The sequence below is a fragment of the Methylibium sp. T29 genome, from assembly GCF_000576205.1.
Lineage (GTDB): Bacteria > Pseudomonadota > Gammaproteobacteria > Burkholderiales > Burkholderiaceae_C > Methylibium > Methylibium petroleiphilum.
Genome location: NZ_AZND01000005.1, coordinates 22,229 through 41,773 on the forward strand (window position 1 = coordinate 22,229; position 19,545 = coordinate 41,773).

Below are 19,545 nucleotides of genomic sequence, written 5' to 3' on the forward strand. Positions count from 1 at the left end.
CTCGTGACGTCGCCCGGCGCGGCGCACTGAATGGACGTCTTTCTCCTGGTTTGCCTGATCCTTCTCAACGGCCTGTTCGCGATGTCGGAGATGTCGCTGGCCGCGAGCCGCAAGGCGCGTCTGCAGGTGATGGTGGAAACCGGAGACGCCGGCGCCAAGGCGGCGATGGAGTTGCATGACAACCCGACGAGCTTCCTGTCGACGGTGCAGATCGGCATCACCTCGATCGGCATCCTGAACGGCATCGTGGGCGAGGCCGCCTTCTCGCAGCCGTTGGCCGCGTGGCTCAAGGAAGGCTTCGACATTGCGCCGCGGGCTGCCGATATCGGCTCGCTCGCCCTGGTGGTGGTGATCATCACCTTCCTGACGATCATCTTCGGCGAACTGGTGCCCAAGCGGGTCGGCCAGCTCTATCCCGAAGCCGTCGCGCGCCTGGTCTCTCGGCCGATGCGCGGCCTGTCCTTCGTCGCCAGGCCCTTCGTCAAGCTGCTGGCCGGCAGCACGGGCGCGATCCTCGGCCTGCTCGGCATCCGCGACACGCAGAGCCGGGGCGTGACGGAGGAGGAGATTGCGGCCAGCCTCGAGGAGGGCTTCGACGCCGGAGTCATCGAGGCCCAGGAACACCAGATGGTGCGCAATGTCTTCCGGCTCGACGAGCGGCAGATCGGCTCGATGATGATCCCGCGCGGCGAGATCGCCTGGCTCGACAGCACGACGCCCATCGCCGACGCGCTGGCGGTGATCGCGGCTCACGAACACTCCCGCTACCCGGTGTGCCGGGGCGGACTGGACGAGGTGCTCGGCGTCGTCGGGACGCAGCACCTGCTGCAGCAGGTCACCAGCGGCAAGCCGCTATCGTTGACCGAAGGCCTGCAGCCGCCGGTGTTCGTGCCCGAGACGCTCACCGGCATGGAACTGCTCGAGCAGTTCCGCGGATCGACCACGCAGATGGTGTTCGTCGTCGACGAGTACGGCGAAGTCCAAGGCGTGATCACGCTGCGCGACGTGCTGGAGGCCATCACCGGTGAGTTCACCACGCCCACCGCCGACGACGCCTGGGCGGTGCAGCGCGACGATGGCTCGTGGTTGATCGACGGCTTGATCCCGGTCCCCGAACTCAAGGACCGGCTCGGCCTGAAGGAACTGCCCGACGAGGACCGTGGCCGCTACAACACCCTCGCCGGCATGACGATGCTGCTGCTCGGGCGCCTGCCGCAGACCGCCGACGTGGTCGAGTGGGCCGGTTGGCGCTTCGAGGTGGTCGATCTCGACGGCAAGCGGGTCGACAAGGTGCTGGTCAATCGACTGGGCGGCGCCGATGCCGCGTCGCTGACCGGCTCCGAATCCTGACCTCGGCGCCGAGGTTGGCGCGACGAAGACCTTGACATCGAGCAGGTCGGCGCGTTCCTGCAAGACTGCGCGCATTCGCTCACCGAGCGTCACTCTTCAGGAAAGCTCAACGTGGATCTTCAACTGACAGGTAAGCAGGCTCTCGTGTCCGGCAGCACGGCCGGCATCGGCTATTCGATCGCCGAGGCGCTGGCGCGCGAGGGTGCGCGCGTGATCGTCAACGGCCGTACCGAGGTGGCCGTCGAACGTGCCGTCGCGCAACTGTGCGCGGCATCGGGGCCGAACGCCGCCGAAGGCTTTGCCGGCGACCTCAGCACCGCGGTGGCGGCCGAGGCGCTCGTGCGCCGCTTCCCGGATGTCGATATTCTCGTCAACAACCTCGGCATCTTCGAGCCCAAGCCCTTCGAGGAGATCCCCGACGCGGACTGGCAGCGCTTCTTCGACGTCAACGTACTCAGCGGCGTGCGTCTGGCGCGGCTCTACCTGCCGGCGATGCGGCAACGCAATTGGGGGCGGGTGATCTTCATCTCGAGCGAGAGCGCGCTGCAGATCCCGTCAGAGATGATCCACTACGGCATGACCAAGACCGCGCAACTGGCGGTGTCGCGAGGCCTTGCGGAGGCCGTGGCCGGGACGGGCATCACGGTCAATAGCGTACTGCCCGGGCCCACGCGTTCGCGCGGTGTCGTCGACTTCGTCGATGCGCTGGCCCAGGCCGAAGGCAAGTCGGCCGAGGTCGTCGAGCAGGAGTTCTTCCTCAAGATGCGGCCCACTTCCCTGATTCGCCGCTTCGCCACGACCGAGGAGGTGGCCTCGCTGGTGGCCTATGTCGCCAGCCCCCTCGCGTCAGCCACCACCGGTGCGGCGCTGCGGGTGGACGGCGGCGTGCTCCGCTCGGCCGTCTGAGCCTGCGGATCAGGCTGCCGCCGCGCGCCACAATGAAGGCATGAGCAAGGCCTTCACGAAGGAAAGCGACGCGCCTGACGAGGACGACGAGCTCGAGCTGCCCGCCTTGCCGGCCGGCAGCAAGAACTACATCACGCCGGCGGGCTTCGCCCGCTTGCGGGCCGAGTTGATGCAACTGCTCGACGACGAACGTCCCAAGGTGGTCGAGACCGTGTCCTGGGCCGCGAAGAACGGCGACCGCTCCGAGAACGGCGACTACCTCTACGGGAAGAAGCGGCTGCGCGAGATCGACCGCCGCATCCGCTTCCTGACGAAGCGACTCGAGATCGCCGAGGTGGCCGACCCCAGCGTGCATCGAGGCAGCGACCAGGTGTTCTTCGGCGCGACCGTCACCTACGCGGCCCCCGACGGCGTCGAGCGCACGATCACGATCAAGGGCATCGACGAGGCCGACAACCTGCAGGCCGAGGTGAGCTGGATCTCGCCGGTGGCGCGGGCACTGTTGAAGGCGCGTGTGGGCGACGAGGTCACGCTGCTCACGCCGCAGGGGCCGCAGACGATCGAGGTGATCGAGGTGCGCTACCCACCCCGACCGGCTTGACCGCCGGCGTCAGCCCACGATCTTGCGCGCGCGGAGCGCGGCGATCGCCACGTCGTCGTGACCCAGTTCGTGCAGCACGGCATCGCTGTGCTCGCCGAGCCGGGGCGCGCGGCGGCGCACCGCACCCGGCGTAGCGACAGCGCGGCACGATGCCGGGCACCGCGATCGTGCCTCCCGCCAGTGCGGGGATGCGCTCGATGTTGCCGCGCGCTTGGTAGTGCGCGTCGGTCGCCAGGTCGGCGATCGTGTAGAGGCGACTCGCCGGCACGTCGGCGGCCGCCATGGCGGCCAGCACGTCGTCGAGTGTTCGCTGCGCGGTCCACGCGCCGATCGCGGCGTCCAGTTCAGCGGCTCGCGCGGCGCGGCCATCGTTGCGCGCCAGCGCCGGGTCGTCGGCCAGATCGGGCCGGTCGATCGCGGCCATCAGCCGGCGGAAGATGCTGTCGCCGTTGCCGGCCACCAGCACGAAGCGACCGTCGCCGCAGGGGTAGGCATTCGACGGTGCGATACCGGGCAGCGCGCCGCCGGCCGGCTGCCGCACCTCGCCGAACGCGTCGTACTCGGGCAGCAGGCTCTCGGTCAGGTTGAACATGGCCTCGTAGAGCGCCAGGTCGATCATCTGTCCGGTGCCGCCGAGCGCATCGCGACCGTACAGCGCCAGCAGCACGCCCATCGCGCCGTGCAGCCCGGCCACGGTGTCGCCGAGCGACACGCCGGCCCGCACCGGTGCACGGCCCGGTTCGGCATTCAGGTGGCGCAGGCCGGCAAAAGCCTCGCCCACCGCCGCGAAGCCTGGCTCGCCCGCCCGGGGCCCGGTCTGGCCGAAGCCAGACAGGCGCAGCATGATCAGCCGCGGATTCAGCGCATGCAGTGCTTCCCAGCCCAGGCCCCAGGCCTCGAGCGTGCCCGGTCGGAAGTTCTCGATCAGCACGTCCGCGTCGGCCAGCAGCTCGCGCACCAGTGCCTGGCCTTCGGGCTGGCGCAGGTCGATCGCCACCGACTCCTTGTTGCGAGACTGCGCATCCCACCACACCGAGTTGCCCTCGCGCAGCTTGCGCCACTTGCGCAGCGGATCGCCGCCGCCCGGCGGCTCGATCTTGACGACCCGTGCGCCGAAATCGGCCAGCGTCTTGGCCGCGAAGGGGCCGGCGATCAGTTGGCCGAGTTCGACCACCTTGATGCCTTCGAGGATCTGCATCGTTTGCTCCCGTTCGTGCGACGCGCGCATTCTGCCCACCCGCGCGGGCGCTGGCCGCGTTCTCAGGCTTGACGCGCGCCACGCGCAATACCGACGGCGAACGCTTCAACGCCCGCAGGGTGTCGGCCAGGTGCAGCCGGTCACGTACCGCAAGCAGCAGGCGCAGTTCGGTCGTCTCGGTGGCGCGCTCATCGCCCATGTCGATGTGCACGATGTCGGCCTCGGCGCCGCTCACCGCCGTGGCGATCTGCGCCAGCACACCCTTGCCGTTGTGGACCAGCACCGTCACCGCTGTCTCGAAGCTGCGTTGCGGAGCCTCGGACCACTCCACCGTGATCCACGGTTCGCTGTCCCGCCCGAACAGCCGCTTGGCAGTGCTGCACTCGCCGGTGTGCACCATCAGGCCCTCGCCACGCCCCAGGTAGCCGACGATCGAGTCACCGGGTACCGGCCGACAGCATTCGGCCAACTGCACGGTCGCACCTTCGCTGCCATCGATGACCACGGTGCCTTGAGAGGGTGCTCCATCATCGGCACCGTAGCGGCCCATCGTCAGGGTCAGCGCATCGGGCCGCGCGCCACGCTCGGCCAGCAGCGCGGCCATGCGCTTGGCGACGATGGTCGGGATCTTCTTGCCCAGGCCGATCTCGGTCAGCAGCTCGTCGCGTTTCTTGGTGCCGCTCCAGCGCAGCAGGGCCTGCCACAGCGCACCGTCGGCGCCGGCCGAGGTCTCGTCGCCGGCAGGCAGGGACAGGCCTTCGGCTCGGATCGCCTGCGCCAGCAGCTTCTGCCCGAGTTGCAGGGACTCCTCTGCCTCCATGTTCTTCAGGTAGTGCCGGATGCGCGAGCGCGCGCGGCCAGTGCGCACGAAGTTCAACCAGGCCGGGTTGGGGCGGGCGCCCGGTGCGGTGACGATCTCGATCGCGTCGCCGCTGCGCAGCGCGGTGCGCAGCGGCGCGGGCTCGCCGTTGATCTTGGCGGCGATGCAGTGGTCACCGACATCGCTGTGGATCGCATAGGCGAAGTCCACCGGGGTGGCGCCCTTCGGCAGCGCGAGGATCTTGCTCTTCGGGGTGAAGACGTAGACCGAGTCGGGGAACAGGTCGATCTTGACATGCTCCAGGAACTCGGCCGAGTCGCGTGTCTCGTCCTGGATGTCGAGCAGCGACTGCAGCCACATCGCGCCGATGTTCTGGGCGTCGGCGCTGCCTCGGGTCTTGTACATCCAGTGCGCCGCGATGCCCTTCTCGGCCACCATGTGCATCGGCGCCGTGCGGATCTGGAACTCGACTGAAGTACCGAGCGGGCTGACCAGCGTGGTGTGCAGCGATTGGTAACCGTTGGCCTTGGGGATCGCGATGTAGTCCTTGAAGCGGCCCGGCACCGGCTTGTAGAGCTGGTGCAGCACACCCAGCGCCAGGTAGCACTCGGGCAGCGTGTTGACGACGATGCGAAATCCGAAGATGTCGCTGACCTGGGCGAAGCTCAGGCGCTTCTCGTCCATCTTGTTGTAGATGGAGAAGATGGTTTTCTCGCGGCCCGACACCTGCACCGCGAGCTTGGCCTCCTTGAAGGCCTTCACCACATCGCGCTGAACGCGCTCGACGATGTCGCGCCGGTTGCCCCGGGCGCGCAGCACCGCCTTGCTGAGCGCGGCATGGCGCCACGGGCGCAGCTGCTGGAACGAGAGTTCCTGCAGCTGCCGATAGGTCTCGTTCAGGCCCAGCCGATGGGCGATCGGTGCGTAGATCTCGATCGTCTCGCGCGCGATGCGTTCGCGCTTGACCGGCAGCATCGCATCGATCGTGCGCATGTTGTGCAGCCGGTCGGCCAGCTTCACCAGGATCACGCGCACATCGCGCGCCATCGCCAGCAGCATCTTGCGGAAGCTCTCCGCCTGCGACTCTTCTCGGGTGCTGAACTGCAGCTTGTCGAGCTTGGTGAGGCCGTCGACCAGATCGGCCGTCGGCGCGCCGAAGCGCTCGATCAGCTCAGCCTTGCCGATGCCGCAGTCTTCCATCGCGTCGTGCATCAGCGCGGCCATGATGGCCTGTGCGTCGAGCTTCCAATCGGCACACAGGCCGGCGACCGCGATCGGGTGCGTGATGTAGGGTTCGCCGCTGGCGCGGAACTGGCCGAGGTGGGCCTCGTCGGCAAACTTGTAGGCCTCGCGCACGCGCTTGATGTCGGCCGCGTCGAGGTAGGACAGCTTGTGCGTCAGCGCGGCAAAAGATGCTGCCTCGGCATCGCTGGTGGCCGCGTCCTGCTCGGCCACGGCACTGCCGCCGAGCATGAACGACGGCAACGCCTGACTCAGCTTTTTGCGGACGGCAAGTACGGCACGAGAGGGCATGGGCTCATGGTAGCGCGCTCGCCGAGCCGGACTGCAGCGAACGCGGAACGACCCTGCCGAACGACGGGCGCCGGCCGGGTCAGCGCGGGTTCGGTTCGCGTGCGTGCTTCGTCGCCAGCACGTTGAGCGGGATCTTCAGATAACTGACACCATCGCTTTCCGCTGGCGGGAGCTGCCCGGCGCGTACGTTGACCTGCAGCGAGGGCAGGATCAGCGCGGGCACCTCGAGTTGCGCGTCGCGTGCGGTGCGCATGGCCACGAACTCGGTCTCGCCAATGCCATCGTGGACGTGGATGTTGCGGGCTCGTTGATCGGCGACCGTCGTCTCCCAGCGCGGCGGGCGGTTCGGCGGCGGATAGTCGTGGCAGACGTACATCACGGTGTCTGGCGGCAGATCGAGCAGGCGGCGCATGGAGCGGTAGAGCTGGTGTGCGTCACCCCCGGGAAAGTCGGCTCGGGCGCTGCCCACGTCGGGCATGAACAGCGTGTCGCCCACGAACACCTGGCCATCGACGAGGTAGGCCATGTCGGCCGGGGTATGGCCCGGAACGAGCAAGGCAGTGGCTTCCACCTCACCGATCCGGAACGTCTCGCCGTCGCGGAACAGGTGGTCGAACTGGCTGCCGTCGGGCAGGAAGCTGCGCTCGAGGTTGTAGATCTTCTTGAAGACAGCCTGCACTGCTCGGATGTTCTCGCCGATGGCGATGCGCCCGCCGACGCGCCCCTGCAGATAGCGGGCCGCGGACAGGTGGTCCGCGTGGGCATGGGTCTCGAGGATCCAGTCCACCTGCAACTGCTGTTCAGCCAGGCAGGCCAGCACCACATCGGCCGAGCCGGTGCTGGTGCGGCCTGCCTTGAACTCGAAATCCAGCAGGGGGTCGATCACCGCGGCGCGTCGCGTCGCCGTGTCCCACACGACGTAGGTGACCGTGCCGGTCAGGGGATCGTAGAAGGCGCGGGTCGCGGTTCGCTTGCTCATGGGCGGGCCTTGTTTCAGGGGTTCAGATGCTCTGTTGATTTATAGTATATTTATTTATATATTGATATCAAGTCCAATTCTGGAGCGCTTCGTGAAGTCCACCTCCACTGCCATCGACCCCGGCGCGCTGCGCGGTGCCGCTGCGCGCGCCGTCGGGGCTCTCAAGCTGCTGGCGAACGAGGATCGGCTGCTGCTGTTGTGCCAGCTGTCGCAGGGCGAGCGCTGCGTCAGCGAGTTGGAGGAGCAACTCGCCATCCGCCAGCCGACGCTGTCGCAACAGCTCGGCGTCCTGCGCGCCGAGGGCGTGGTCAGCACGCGGCGACAAGGCAAGCACATCTTCTACAGCGTCGCGGATCCCGCGATGCTCGAGATCCTGGCGGTGCTCTACCGCCTCTACTGTCCCGAGGAATGAGCCGTGAACATCGACTGGAATGCCTACACCCCGTGGTCCGCGCTCGCCGGCGGCCTGCTGATCGGACTGGCCGCGGCGGCCTTCGTGCTGCTGAACGGCAGGATCGCCGGCATCAGCGGCATCGTCGGGGGCCTGCTGCGACCCGTCTGGGGCGATGCGGCTTGGCGCGTCGCCTTCGTGGCCGGCCTGATCGGCGCACCGTTCGTCTACCTGCTGTTCGCCGCGCTGCCAAAGGCGCAGATCGACGCGGGTTTCGGCACGCTCGTCGTGGCCGGCGTGCTGGTCGGGGCCGGCAGCCGCTACGGCTCGGGATGCACGAGCGGCCACGGCATCTGCGGTCTGTCGCGGCTGTCGCCGCGCTCGCTCGTCGCCACGGCGACGTTCATGGCCGCGGGTTTTGCCACCGTGTTCGCGGTCCGCCACGTGTTCGGTTTCTGAGGAGCGTCGCCATGCTGATCTTCACGTCCCTGCTGGCCGGCCTGCTGTTCGGCCTGGGCCTCATCGTCGCCGGCATGACCAATCCGGCCAAGGTGATCGGTTTCCTGAACCTCGCCGGCCCGTGGGATCCGTCGCTGGCCTTCGTGATGGCCGGAGCGATCGCCGTGGGAACGGTGGCGTTCCTCGTCGCGCGCCGCCGCACCGTGTCCCTGCTGGGGGCTGCGATGCAATTGCCCGCGGCCCGCGACATCGATCGCCGGCTGGTGCTGGGCAGCCTGGTGTTCGGCGTGGGCTGGGGCCTGGCCGGGTTCTGCCCCGGTCCCGGACTGGTCGCCTTGGGCATGGGCGAGTTCAAGGCGCTGGTGTTCGTGGCGGCGATGCTCGTCGGCATGGGCGCGTTCGAGCTGTTGGAGCGGCGCCGGCGCATCACCGCAACCGGCGTCGCCTGAGGCGGGGCCGCCAAAATGACGACGGCCCGCCGAGGCGGGCCGTTCGCGAGCGGGCGTGAGGCTTTAGACCGGCACCTTGCGCAGCATCTCCAGGCCCACATGGCCTTCGGCGATCTCGCGCAGCGCGGTCACGCCGGGCTTGTTCTTGCTCTCGACCTTGGGCGCATGGCCCTGGCTTAGCATGCGAGCCCGGTAGGTGGCTGCCAGCACGAGCTGGAAGCGGTTCGGGATCTTGGTCAGGCAGTCTTCGACGGTGATGCGGGCCATGGACGGTGCTCCGGGGAGGGGTGTGACGAGAATCAGTCCAGGTGCAGAGCCCGGAACACGGCCGCCTTGCTGCGGCGCAGACGAGAGTATTTTAGCCGCTGCGCGTGGACGATGGCTTTCAGGTCGAACAAGGCCGTCTCGAACACCGCGTTGATGACCACGTAGTCGAAATGCTTTGCCTGGGCCACCTCGAGGCGGGCGTTGGCCATCCGGGTCTCGATGACCGGCGGCGGGTCCTCGCCGCGGCGCTGCAGGCGCTGGAGCAGTTCGTCCCAGCTCGGCGGCAGGATGAAGATCAGCACGGCGTTCGGGAACAGCCGCTTGATCTGCAGCGCGCCCTGCCAATCGATCTCTAGCACGACGTCCTCGCCATCCTGCAATCGCTGTTCGATCGCGATGCGCGACGTTCCGTACAGGTTGCCGTGCACCTCCGCCCATTCGAAGAACGCGCCCTCCATGACCATGTCGCGAAAGGTCGGCTCCTCGACGAAATGGTATTCGCGTCCCTCGACCTCCTGCCCGCGCGGCGGCCGGGTGGTGTGCGAAATAGAGACCGCGAGGTGCGAGTCCAGTTCGAGCAGCGCCTTGACCAGGCTCGATTTGCCGGCTCCGCTGGGGGCCGCAACGACGAAGAGGTTGCCAGGGGTGTCCATCGGGTGTCAGGGCCTCATTCGATGTTCTGCACCTGAATGTCGAGTACGAATCTAAGCCGTTGATGCGTATGGAACTTTCGTGTCTTGGCGGACAAAACCCCCACGAAGCACCCCACATCCAACGTGCGCTTCAGTGGCACGTCGTGGCACTTTCGAGGCCTGACCTTTCCACTGAAGCGGCAGGCAAAAGTCTAGCAGCAGCGAGCGCACACAAGGTGTTGGCGAGAGCGTCGCTTGACGTGAAGATGCTCGCCTAGTGGTTCCAGTTGAAGGCGCTGACTTCACACGGGCAAAACGAAGACTTGGTACCTGGTGAGAAACGACGGCCAGTCGACATGGTCGCGCAGCGCGATGTCGTCGACGAGCAAGAGCTTCTCGGCTGCACGGTCGAACAGTGCGGCGCACGCGGCCGGGTGATTGTTACGCGACGGGTAGAGCACGCCGTCGAATCGAGGCGCGCCATCCGGCTCGGCGAGCTCGTGTACCAGCGCAGCGATGCGCTGCGTGTGAACGTAGCGACGGCTGGCCAGCTGGGACAGGTTCAATCCGAACTGCGATGCCATCACGCCGGGCGCAGTGAGATCGGCCAGCGACAGCGGCTCGAGGACGCCGATCGCCCTGACTGTGCGCGCGTACACCTCGGTTCGGGTGATTGCGCGCTTGGAGCGCTGGCCCCAACGGTGCTGGCGGAAGACCGACTCCATGAGCGCGGTCGCCAGGTCGAAGCCGACATAGAGCGTGCCGTACTGGAGGCCCAGGTCGTCGTAACGATTGCCTCCCGAACGTCCGAAGTGAAGGGCTGTGCCGCGATACGCGGCACGACTCACGTGCTGGAGCAGTTCCCCCGCGAGGATGATTCGGGCCGGAACATCAGGCGTCGGCACCGCCGCGCTCCGCCCGCTGCACGCCGAGTGAAGCAAGCACGACGCGCGCGGTCGCGTCGACGTTGCCTCGATTCGCGCTCGCCGCCGGAGATTGGCCGCCCAGCGCTTCGCAGGGCTCCGTCAAGGCGCGGTAGACCGTCCAGGCGTCGACATCTTCCGCAGCCTGGAGCACGGTGCGCGTCAGCTGCAGGCCTGGTGCCTCCAGTTGCCAGTCGGGAATGCGCTGACCGCGACGACCGACGTCCAGAGCAAGCAATCTGCGGGCAGCGATGTCCTTGTAGATCTGCTGGCGGGACTTGTGGGCTAGGCGCACGAAGTCGGCAAGCGGCAGGTTGTGCGGCTGCTCGAACTCGCGCAGCAGTTCAGCGCGGCCTCGCTGGACGTCGGCGGCCGTCGGCGCCCAGGAGGCGGCTGCGCGCAGCGCCGCGGCCTTCCGGCCCAGTGCTTCGGTCAGGGGTGTCGCCTCGTCGGCGATGTTCGTGGCAGCCGCCACCTTCTCTCGAACAAGGCGGTCAAGCTCGAAGAGGAATGCGCCACGGTCGCGAACCGTGACCGCCTTGTCGAAGCGGCGAACTTCCGTCGGGGTGACAAGTGGTTGGTTCAAAACTGATGCCGCTTGTGCCTTGCGCATGGCGAACTCCATGTACGCACTGAGATGCGGCAGATTAGTCTCGTTTGTCTCGTATGTCAACTTTGACAACATCGACTTGGCGAGTGTTGCAGGGCGGCCGACGCTTTTCGGTGGCGCTTGCGCCGCGCCGCCGCCCGCCGCTCCAGGCAGATTGCCTTTTCTGCGCCTGTCGCTACGCTTGGAACCCAGTGGATAGCGAGATGCGCAAGTTGGTCTTCTTCGCCTGTATCGCCATCGGGGGGGTGGCGGGGCTGCTCGTTGCCGCGCAAGACGCCTGGAGCGTCCGGGCGGTGATGATCAGCATCGGATGCGTCGCCGGCGCGGCCATCGGAGGCGCAATCGGGCGGGTTGCCAGGGGGGCAGGAGTGCGTCGGCCCGAGGCGCTCGATGCTTCGTTCGGCATGGGCAGCGGGCCAGAAGATCGGGATCGGAACTACTGGCGGGACGGGGGCCACCCTCCGTTCATGCGTCCCACTCGTTCCGAGCCCGATCGCCATATGCTTGATCCAGACCGCGTCGATTGACTAGCGATTCTTTTTGAGCAGGTCGCCCGCGGCCTTGCGCGCTTCGTCAAGGGTCGAGCCCGCATCGGCGGCGACTTGCCGGCCCGTCTGCAGGAGGAGGGACTTCTCGGTCGAAAGCGTCCCATCAGCGGATCGAGATGTGCCGTCCTTTGCATCGAAACCCGCGCGAGCGTCGTCTGCTCGAACACGCAACTGAGCGCCACTACGTCGGACGTCGTCGCGGAGATCGTTCTGCTCGGACGTTGTGGCGCCCGACGGAAGTTCGCTTCGAGGAAGCACCCCTGGAATCCGCGGGGCCGCATCGAGCTTGGGATTGAGCTTCGTCGCCGCGCTGTCCTCTTGAAACTCACCGTGCAGGCGAGCGAACGACTCCGGAACCGCGACACCGTTCGAGAAGACCCGCGTCGGCGGTAACCCCTGTCGCGCAAGTTCGGAGTCCATCAGCGAAAGCGCGGCTGCGCTGTTGCCGCCGTACCGTTCGGCGTACCGCATGAACATCTCGAGGTTGTATGGGTCCTGCGCGATGTCGATCGACAACACTTCGCCACGCTCGCGCGCGGATGAGAGACGTTCTGCGAGAGCACTCCGCTCGCCATAGGAAGCTTCGGCACGCTCTGATCTCGAGGATATGCTCGCCAGCCTCGAGGCAAGCTCGCGGGACTCTCGCGAGTCAGCTGCGAACAATGCAACGGTTGATGCGTCTCGCGAAACGCGATCGCCAAACTGCTTGAACTCTGCGATCTGCTCGTTGCTCATCGCTCCGAGAACCTTGCGCTGATCCGCCGACAGGCCTGTCTGATAGCTCTTGCCGGCGTTCCCCTGGACCGACGCTCCGGCAACAGGCGTGCTCAGGCCAAGGTGCGCCGAGGCGCCGAAGGCGATGCTGGCCACCTGCGCCTGAGTCAAGCCCGTGCTGTCAGCCACAGTCTTCGTGATCTGGTCCAGCCGCGTCAGCGTCTCGCCCAGTTGCTCGAAGCTGCTCGTCGACGTGCCCGACGAACTGCGCGACGACTTGAGCTTTGCCAGCCCCTTGGTGAAGGCCTCGGTCAGGACGGTGGACCGCTCGTTGCTCGCGGCCACCATCTCGCCCCGCGCTGCGTCTGCCTGACGGCTCGCTTCGGTCACGTCCTGTTCACTGACCCGCATCGACACCACGCGCGAGGCGAAGCCCTGGTTGCGCAGCAGGCTCGCGGCCGTGCGACCGGTGAGTGCGCTCGATGTGAAGGTGTTGCCGCTGAGATCGCTCTGCCAGGAACTCATGAAAGCCGACGTACGGTTCGGTGCCAGCTGCAACTGATCCATCGCGACGTTGCCCATAGCCACGTTGCCGACGGCGGCTCCTGCCGTGCTGCCGGCCAGCATGCCCTGCAGCCCGGACAAGCCGCCAACGAGCGCGGTGCCGAAGTTCTCCATGCGCTTGAGTGCGGCCCAGGCGATGAAGGGAATGCTGATGGCCAGGTAGCCGACCACCGCCTCGCCGGAGATCGCCCGCGAGTAGATCGTCGATGCGGTCTGCAGCGCGAGGGCCTTGGTGCCGGTGCCCAGGTCCGACGCGGCGGCCAGGTCGTAGGCGGCGTACACCGAGGCCATGTAGTTGAGCACCGCGTACAGCGGCGGCCATAGCTGGATCCAGATCAGGATAGCTGCATAGCCTTTGAAGGCGATCATCGACTCGCGCCCGCTGGTCAGCAGGAGCAGCAGCACGAAGAGCGGGAACAGGGCGTAGGTGAGGGCTTCGACGACATTGCGGAACACCGGCAGCGACTGTTCTGCCACCTTGCCGTAGTTCATCCAGGTCGCGTTCTGCTGGGCCACCGCCTGCGCCCGGCCGACCGCGAGCACCATCGCCGCAGGGTCGTTCACCTTCTGGCCGATGATGTTGCTGGTGTCGCTGATCGCATTGAGCACGGCGTTCTGCCGGATCAGGTCGGTTGCCGTCGCGGCCGCCGTTGCGATGCTGTTGCGGATGTAGGCCTGCTGGATCTGGCCGGCGATCGCGGCAGTCGCGGCCGCGCTGGGCAGCGTGGGGTTCAGCTGGAAGGCCAGCCGGCCCTCGATGCGCGAAACCTGCGCCGGCAGGCGGCCGTTCAGGTTGCCGTAGACGTTGGGGCAGGTGTCGACGGTCACCGCGCCGCCGGCGCCGGTCACCGTACTGAAGCGGGCTGGGTTCGGTGTGGCCATGAGCGCCCACACGTCGTCGGAGGTGGAGAAAGCGGCCGGATCGACGGTGCCGTCGATCAGGTCGTACATCGTGCAGTTGTGGATGAAGTTGATCAGGTCGGTGCGGAAGGTGGGGTCCTGGAACACCACGTTTCCGGTCTCGCGGATCAGGCGGTTGCCGAACATCAGGCCGTTGCGCTCGTAGCTCAGTTCCGCCGGCATCGCGCCTGCGCCGGGGATGACCTGGAACGCGGTCTCGAAGAGGCCGGTCAGCGTGTGACCGATGGTGCTGGTGATGCTGCCGAGCATCGCCACGCCAAACGGGACGTTGGCGACAACCTTCACCGCCGAGCCGCCGGTCTTGTCCACGATGCCCACCGTCACGCGGGGCACGATCAGCACCGAGAACACCAGCAACACTGTGGCCAGCCACTTCCAGCCCTGCAGCTTGTCGGGGGCGAAGGCATACGCGAGCAGAGCGGCGATGAAACCGCAGAAGGCGACCGCCGCGACAGCGGCCGCGTAGTCGCTCGACGCATGGATGGCTGCGGCGGCATTGAAGATGCCGAACAGGCTGTCCGCGTTCTGGTAGGCGAAGATCTCCCACATGGCCGCCTCGATGAATCGGAGCGGCTATCGCGCCACGTAGGCCGCGCGCTGCCCCAGCATGTCCATCACGTGCTGCGGCATGCTGGAGCGCAGTTGCCGCTCGAGTTGCTCCAGGTGACTGGAGACGGCGCGGAAGGAGCCGACCTTCTGGTATAGCAGGTTCTTCTCCTGCGACAGCTGCAGCAGCATGGCCTGGGCACGCTGGCGCACCTGGTTGGCAAGCTCGCGCTGGCTTTGCTGCAGCGTGTAGTCCTTGTCTAGCGCGGCCATGCCCAGCCGCAGGTTCCGTTCGAGGAAGACGTAGGCGTAGTCGGCCGCGATCACGTCGCGGTACTGGCCGATCAGGCTGTCGGCCAAGCCCGAGCCAGGGATGGTCGCGCCGATCGACAACATCCGGTAGACGGGCTCGGTGGTCTGGTTGACGAAGCCGACCTCGGCCGAGTTGTTCGGGATCGCCGTGCGCGTGGCGATCTTGTCGGCGATCGACCGCATCATGGTCTCGACGCGGGCCGTGAAGGGCGTGTGCGTGTAGCCCGTGTTCAGCGTGACGACATCGCAGTTCGTGTAGTCGTTGCAGCGCAGCAGGTGCTGGGTGACGTTCGTGCCGGTCGCCGCCGCCTGGCCGTAGAGCAACTGGCTGATCGAGGTGATCGTCGGTGGCACAGGCTCCGGGTCGCGGTTCGCGCTCTCCGGATGGAAGATGACCGTGCCGACGATGCTCATGATCAACTCGCGCTCGGCGTCGTCCAGCGCCGTGCCGGTGCGCTGCAGAGCCTTCCAGGTGAGGTTGCCGACGAAGGGCGCCTTGTTTCGGACGTTGGGATCTGCGGAACTGCGCGCCGAGGCCAGGATGCTCGGCCGGTCGCTGGCGCATCGGCGCCGGGCCGCGTCGCGGTCGCTTTCCAGGCCCATCTCGATGGCCAGGTCGGCGCAGGCCTCCTGCGAGCTGTAGCCCGTGGCCTCGGCCGCCGTGCTGACGATGGCCTTCGCGGTTTCGCACGAGTTGATGCGCGCGTTGTTGATCCAGGTCTCCAGGCCCTTCGCCCACTTCGTCAGGCCACCCAGCAGCGGCGAGACCGACTCCAGCGCGAGTTGAAAGGCGATGCCGGGCAGCGCGGCCGTGATGTTGCGCAGCATGTTCTTGAACTCCTCGGCGGAGATGTGCGAGAACGACCCGCCGAAGACGTCGATGCCGCCGCAGCCGGCCTTGCCGCTGGGGAACTGGATCGCGGCAAGCTGGTAGACCTTGTTCGGCGAGCGCATGAACAGGCTGCCGCCGGTGTAGGTGTTGAAGGTCTGCCCGCGAAATGCGCCCGGCGCGGTGTAGTTCCCGATCGTGCCGAGGTTGTTGAACATCGTGTTCACCTCGGCGTTGAGGTCGCCGGCTCGTGCCGCCCCGGCATGCCACGTGATGGCCAGGGTGACGAGTGCAGCGCAGGTGCGTTGGGACGGGCGGTTGGGCATGCCGATTCTCCTGGGGACGGGATCAGGGCACTCCGAGCTGTCGCACGGCGCTGGGCACCATGGCCTCGAAGGCGGGTGCTGCAGCGGCGGAGATGCGCTCGAGCAGTTGCGACTCGGACAGCACACCGAAGCCGATGGGCACGATGCGGCCGGTGAAGGCTGCGCCAGGTAGACGGCGGGCACCTGGGCCACGCGCAGCGCGGTGGCCGCGCCGTTGTCGCGGCGCGCGGACGCGAAGCCCGGCAGCGTGCCGCCGTCGAGGCTGACGGCTTCGACGCGGATACCGTGACGACCTTGAAACGCTTCCAGCGTCGGCGCGAAGGCGTGGCAGTAGGGGCAGTCGCCGCGAAAGAAGAACAGCAGCACATGGTCGCGACCCAACTGGGTGATCGAACGCGAGCGTTCGCCCAGTTGCTGGGCCTCGAAGACTTCCAGCGCCTTGGCGTTGACCGGGCGTCCCTGCAGGGACGGATCGAGCTCGGGCGTGGTCCAGGCGACCCGCTGCGCCACGTCGGCAAAGGCCGAAGCCTGGGCGACGACCTTGGCCTCGAGCTCCATGTAGCGCCGCACGTTGGCCTCTGTGGGCCGCATGACGGCGATGCCGCGCAGATCCTCGACCCGCTTGCGCAGGCGCTCGAGTTCCACCAGTTCTGGCGGCCGGGGCTCACGGCGGGGATCGCGGGCTGCAGCGGGCGGCCCCGCTGGCTTGGGCGGCACGGATTGAGGTGGGTCGGGCTCGGGCGTCGGGTCCTCGTAGAAGTGCCAGCCGCGCCATGTGTCGCCCCAGAAGCGGGGTGAATCGTTCTCGGCCCCGCTTGCTGCCGATGAAGCACATGCGCCGGCAAGCACGAGCAACATCAGGCGGTGGGTGCCTTGCATCGCGCACCTCAGGACAGCGAGCGCGGCGGCAGTCCGTCGCGGCAGTAGTTGATGCCGAAGTCGATGGTCCGTCGGCGCGGCCCTGACTCTCCGGGAAGCTGCACACCGTCCTGCCAGAAGCTCACCTTCAGACGACGGCAGCCCGGTTGCGCATAGCGGCGCTCCGTGATCACGTCGATGTAGACCGGCGACGTGGCCTTGAAACGCGCCGTGACGGCGTCCGCCATCGGTCCCGACAGCACGCCGTGCGCACGCCCGTCCGGTGCATCGATGGCCGCAAGCAGCAGCGGACGCGCATCGGGCACCGGGAGGCGTTCCTGGGCCGTGGCCATGGACGAGAAGAGGGCCATTGCAAGCCCCAGCGGCAATGCCCGACGGACGTGATGGCGGCTCATTGGCACCTCCCCTGACCGTAGTAGCAGGTCGGGATGCGCCCGCCACTCTGGCCCTGAAGAGTGGCCACGTTGGGCAGGGTCGGCACCAGCGAGGCATAGAACTCGCTCAGGTCCATCGCCGCGAAGTCCAACGACTGCAACTGCGCAACGGTGAAGCCCGAGCAATCTGGGTTCTGCGCACTGCCCCAGCCCTTGCCGACCTGCGTTCGCCCCTGCTCGTTGACGATGCGGGCCAGCATGCTGTTGAAGCAGCACTTGCGCGTGGTGTGCGTGATGCACGAGACGCAGGAGCCGAGGACACGGATGCAGGACGAGCAGTAGGTGCCAACGGAATGACACAGGCCGGCGCCCTCCTTCATCGCAAGCTTGCCTTCCTCCTCGTCGCAGGACATCGCCGCCATCACGACGTAGATCACGACCGCGATGGCAAGGCTCCACGGATCGAAGGCAACCACCAGGCTGTCGCCGGCATAGAGCACCGCCGAGCCGGCGGGCAGCGCCGCGCCATTGACCGCCACGGTGACGCCGTAGGTGGTGAAGGTGCCGCTGAAACCGCCCCCGAGCAGCAAGGCCTGCATGCCCTGGTAGATGAACTGCCGGTTCTCTGCGTTCATCAGCACGTCGTACACCAGCCGCGAGCCCGTGCCGAACGGGCTCTGGTTGGTCATGCCGGCGCCGGCGCTGTCGGCATAGCAGCAGTTGTTCAGCAGCCGGTCGCGGCAGCGGTTCTCCTCGCCCTTGAAGACCTGCATGCGGTCGGTGTCGAGGTAGACGCCGGCTTCCCGCGCGGCCTCGAGCATCGACATGCTGCGCGCGAAGTCGGGATCGTTCGCGTGGCTGATGTCGTAGCAGTTGCCCTGCAGGCAGAAGACGTTCGACGGGCAGTTGCTGGCGCTGGTCACCGTCTGTGCCGGCACCGGGCAGCTGTAGCTGTCCTCGTGCACCTCGCAGGCGCCGGTGACGGGGTTGCTGCGTCGGCAGACCGAGCCCGAGGGCGAGCAGCCGGCGGCGACCAGCGGCCCGCACTGGCTGCCCGGCGCGGTGCCGGTGCAGTTCATCGTGCTCTCGTACTGCCAGCAGTCGCGGGTCACCGATGCCCCGTCAATCACCTTCGTCGCCGGACCTTCGGTGCATACGGCCGCGGTCTGCACGGTACAACGACTGCCGTCGGCGACGGCGGGGCATTGGTCGTCCCAGCGGTCGGTCTCGGTGAGGGTGGTGCGGGGTCGGGTGTACGACAGTCGCATCGTCGGGATCGGCCCGTAGGCCGGGTTCGGGTCCCAGCCGACGACGCTGCGGTCGCTGTCGAGGTTCCAGTAGTAGCCGGGCAGGCTGGCCGTCACGTCGTAACCGACCAGCGCTGTGGCGCCATTGGCCGGCGCATAGCAGCGCGTGCCGTCGAGCGCCGTCGTCGTGCAGCCGCTGTCACCCTGGCAGACGGTGTCCTGGATCAGATCGCCGCTTTGCGTACCAGCCGGGCAGGCCGCATAGCGCCTCAGGAAGGGCTCGACGCTGGTGCAGCTGTAGCCGGAGTCACCGCCGCCGGTGCAGACCTCGGCCCGCTCGGCTGCGATCATGGCCGTCAGTGCGCAGGCGTCGCCAGTGCAGGCCTTGTCGGCAACCCAGACGCCGGTGCGGATCTCCGTGCCGGTGCTCCAGGAGTAGCTGGTGCCCAGCACCGCGACCATCTGCGGGAACAGCACCGGTGTCGTCATGTCGACGTCGAAGAAGGCCAGCGGCGATGCGTCCTGCGTGACGCGGAAGTGCTGCGCCGTCTCCGGGCGGTCTGGCAGGCACTGCGCGTCCACGCCGGTGCGGCCTACGCCGGCGTGGGCGAACCAGTCGCCGGGGGTGCAGTTGGTGCTGCGCTCAATGCCGACTGTCAGACTGCGCATGCAGCGGTAGCTGCCCACGCCTTCGTAGCGCAGGCAACTGCGGGTCTGCGTGCCGGCCGGCAGCGCGGTCGTCGTGGTCGTGCATCCGCTGTAGTACGACGCCAGGTTCTCGAGCACGCTGGATGGCGCACGGGCGATGCCATGCGCTGTGGACACCGAGGGGTCGCCGGGTCCGATCGCCGGACGGGGCAGGTTCGCCGACCCCATCGCACCGCGCTGGGCCTGGCACACCGGGTCGTTCGGCAACGTGGCGCACAGCGACAGCCGTGCGCTGCCCTGCGACGACAGGTTGGGCTGGCGGTAGTACGCAGACTCGGGTGGGGCGGCGGTGTAGCCCGGTACGGCGCTGGTGGCGCTCGGCGCAGTGACGGTGGCGCGGGCTGCCGGGTTGGCGGCCCGGCCTGCTGCGACGCCTTCCTCGTGCGGGCCGGCTGGCGCGGTGACCGGGGTCACGGCCACGCAGAACGCGGTGAAGGAGGCAATCAGCTTGCGCATGGC

General features: G+C 67.5%; 16 protein-coding genes and 2 pseudogenes. 7 read left to right on the forward strand and 11 right to left on the reverse strand.

The window, feature by feature from the left end:
* Positions 1–30 precede the first annotated feature (30 nt).
* The 3 genes from x551_RS01735 (at position 31) to greB (ending at position 2,857) form a co-directional block, all read left to right on the forward strand.
* Complete coding sequence (locus tag x551_RS01735; protein ID WP_011830436.1) at positions 31–1,350, forward strand: hemolysin family protein; 1,320 nt, start codon at positions 31–33, stop codon at positions 1,348–1,350.
* A gap of 111 nt (positions 1,351–1,461) precedes the next feature.
* On the forward strand, positions 1,462–2,256 hold the full coding sequence (locus tag x551_RS01740; RefSeq protein ID WP_011830435.1) for an SDR family oxidoreductase: 795 nt from the start codon (positions 1,462–1,464) through the stop codon (positions 2,254–2,256).
* Positions 2,257–2,296: 40 nt separating this feature from the next.
* Positions 2,297–2,857, forward strand: a complete 561-nt coding sequence (greB, locus tag x551_RS01745) for a transcription elongation factor GreB (RefSeq protein ID WP_036229178.1) — start codon at positions 2,297–2,299, stop codon at positions 2,855–2,857.
* 9 nt (positions 2,858–2,866) lie between these two features.
* Here greB and x551_RS01750 read toward each other — a convergent pair.
* The 3 genes and pseudogenes from x551_RS01750 to x551_RS01760 form a co-directional block, all read right to left on the reverse strand.
* A pseudogene (locus x551_RS01750) lies at positions 2,867–4,085 on the reverse strand (CaiB/BaiF CoA-transferase family protein).
* A gap of 34 nt (positions 4,086–4,119) precedes the next feature.
* Positions 4,120–6,348, reverse strand: a pseudogene (locus tag x551_RS01755) (bifunctional (p)ppGpp synthetase/guanosine-3',5'-bis(diphosphate) 3'-pyrophosphohydrolase); the annotation flags it as partial.
* A 139-nt stretch (positions 6,349–6,487) separates the two neighbouring features.
* A complete protein-coding gene (locus x551_RS01760) occupies positions 6,488–7,387 on the reverse strand; it encodes an MBL fold metallo-hydrolase (protein ID WP_036229183.1) in 900 nt (299 codons plus the stop codon).
* Positions 7,388–7,478: 91 nt separating this feature from the next.
* Here x551_RS01760 and x551_RS01765 point away from each other — a divergent pair, with 91 nt between their 5' ends.
* From x551_RS01765 to x551_RS01775, 3 genes are read left to right on the forward strand one after another with little or no spacing between them, the layout of a single operon-like run.
* Positions 7,479–7,799 carry a metalloregulator ArsR/SmtB family transcription factor gene (locus x551_RS01765; RefSeq protein ID WP_036229186.1) on the forward strand — a complete coding sequence of 107 codons (321 nt, stop codon included), beginning with the start codon at positions 7,479–7,481 and terminating at the stop codon, positions 7,797–7,799.
* A 3-nt stretch (positions 7,800–7,802) separates the two neighbouring features.
* Complete coding sequence (locus x551_RS01770; RefSeq protein WP_011830302.1) at positions 7,803–8,237, forward strand: YeeE/YedE family protein; 435 nt, start codon at positions 7,803–7,805, stop codon at positions 8,235–8,237.
* An 11-nt stretch (positions 8,238–8,248) separates the two neighbouring features.
* Complete coding sequence (locus tag x551_RS01775; protein ID WP_011830301.1) at positions 8,249–8,686, forward strand: DUF6691 family protein; 438 nt, start codon at positions 8,249–8,251, stop codon at positions 8,684–8,686.
* 63 nt (positions 8,687–8,749) lie between these two features.
* Here x551_RS01775 and rpoZ read toward each other — a convergent pair whose 3' ends face one another.
* The 4 genes from rpoZ to x551_RS01795 form a co-directional block, all read right to left on the reverse strand.
* Positions 8,750–8,953: a DNA-directed RNA polymerase subunit omega gene (gene rpoZ / locus x551_RS01780; protein ID WP_011830300.1), complete on the reverse strand. Its 204-nt coding sequence runs from the start codon at positions 8,951–8,953 to the stop codon at positions 8,750–8,752.
* Positions 8,954–8,985: 32 nt separating this feature from the next.
* Positions 8,986–9,606, reverse strand: a complete 621-nt coding sequence (gene gmk, locus x551_RS01785; protein ID WP_036229191.1) for a guanylate kinase — start codon at positions 9,604–9,606, stop codon at positions 8,986–8,988.
* A gap of 281 nt (positions 9,607–9,887) precedes the next feature.
* Positions 9,888–10,490 (reverse strand): RES family NAD+ phosphorylase, encoded by a 603-nt coding sequence (locus tag x551_RS01790; protein ID WP_036229194.1) that lies wholly within the window; start codon positions 10,488–10,490, stop codon positions 9,888–9,890.
* Entirely contained in the window at positions 10,477–11,133 is a 657-nt protein-coding gene (locus x551_RS01795) for an integrase (RefSeq protein ID WP_231497468.1), read from the reverse strand. Before x551_RS01795 ends, x551_RS01790 begins: the two co-directional genes overlap by 14 nt.
* Positions 11,134–11,321: 188 nt before the next feature.
* On the opposite strand from x551_RS01795, the gene x551_RS01800 reads away from it, so the two are divergent.
* Positions 11,322–11,645, forward strand: a complete 324-nt coding sequence (locus x551_RS01800; protein ID WP_036229196.1) for a hypothetical protein — start codon at positions 11,322–11,324, stop codon at positions 11,643–11,645.
* Here x551_RS01800 and x551_RS01805 read toward each other — a convergent pair whose 3' ends face one another.
* The 4 genes from x551_RS01805 to traN are packed head-to-tail and all read right to left on the reverse strand — an operon-like array spanning position 11,646 to position 19,542.
* Positions 11,646–14,414: a conjugal transfer protein TraG N-terminal domain-containing protein gene (locus x551_RS01805; protein ID WP_036229200.1), complete on the reverse strand. Its 2,769-nt coding sequence runs from the start codon at positions 14,412–14,414 to the stop codon at positions 11,646–11,648.
* 24 nt (positions 14,415–14,438) lie between these two features.
* Positions 14,439–16,757, reverse strand: a complete 2,319-nt coding sequence (locus x551_RS26760; RefSeq protein WP_253950272.1) for a conjugal transfer protein TraH — start codon at positions 16,755–16,757, stop codon at positions 14,439–14,441.
* Between the two features lie 8 nt (positions 16,758–16,765).
* Positions 16,766–17,152: a hypothetical protein gene (locus x551_RS01820; RefSeq protein ID WP_051495491.1), complete on the reverse strand. Its 387-nt coding sequence runs from the start codon at positions 17,150–17,152 to the stop codon at positions 16,766–16,768.
* A complete protein-coding gene (gene traN, locus x551_RS01825; RefSeq protein WP_036229213.1) occupies positions 17,149–19,542 on the reverse strand; it encodes a type-F conjugative transfer system mating-pair stabilization protein TraN in 2,394 nt (797 codons plus the stop codon). The genes x551_RS01820 and traN overlap by 4 nt, the downstream gene beginning before the upstream one ends.
* Between the last annotated feature and the right edge of the window lie 3 nt (positions 19,543–19,545).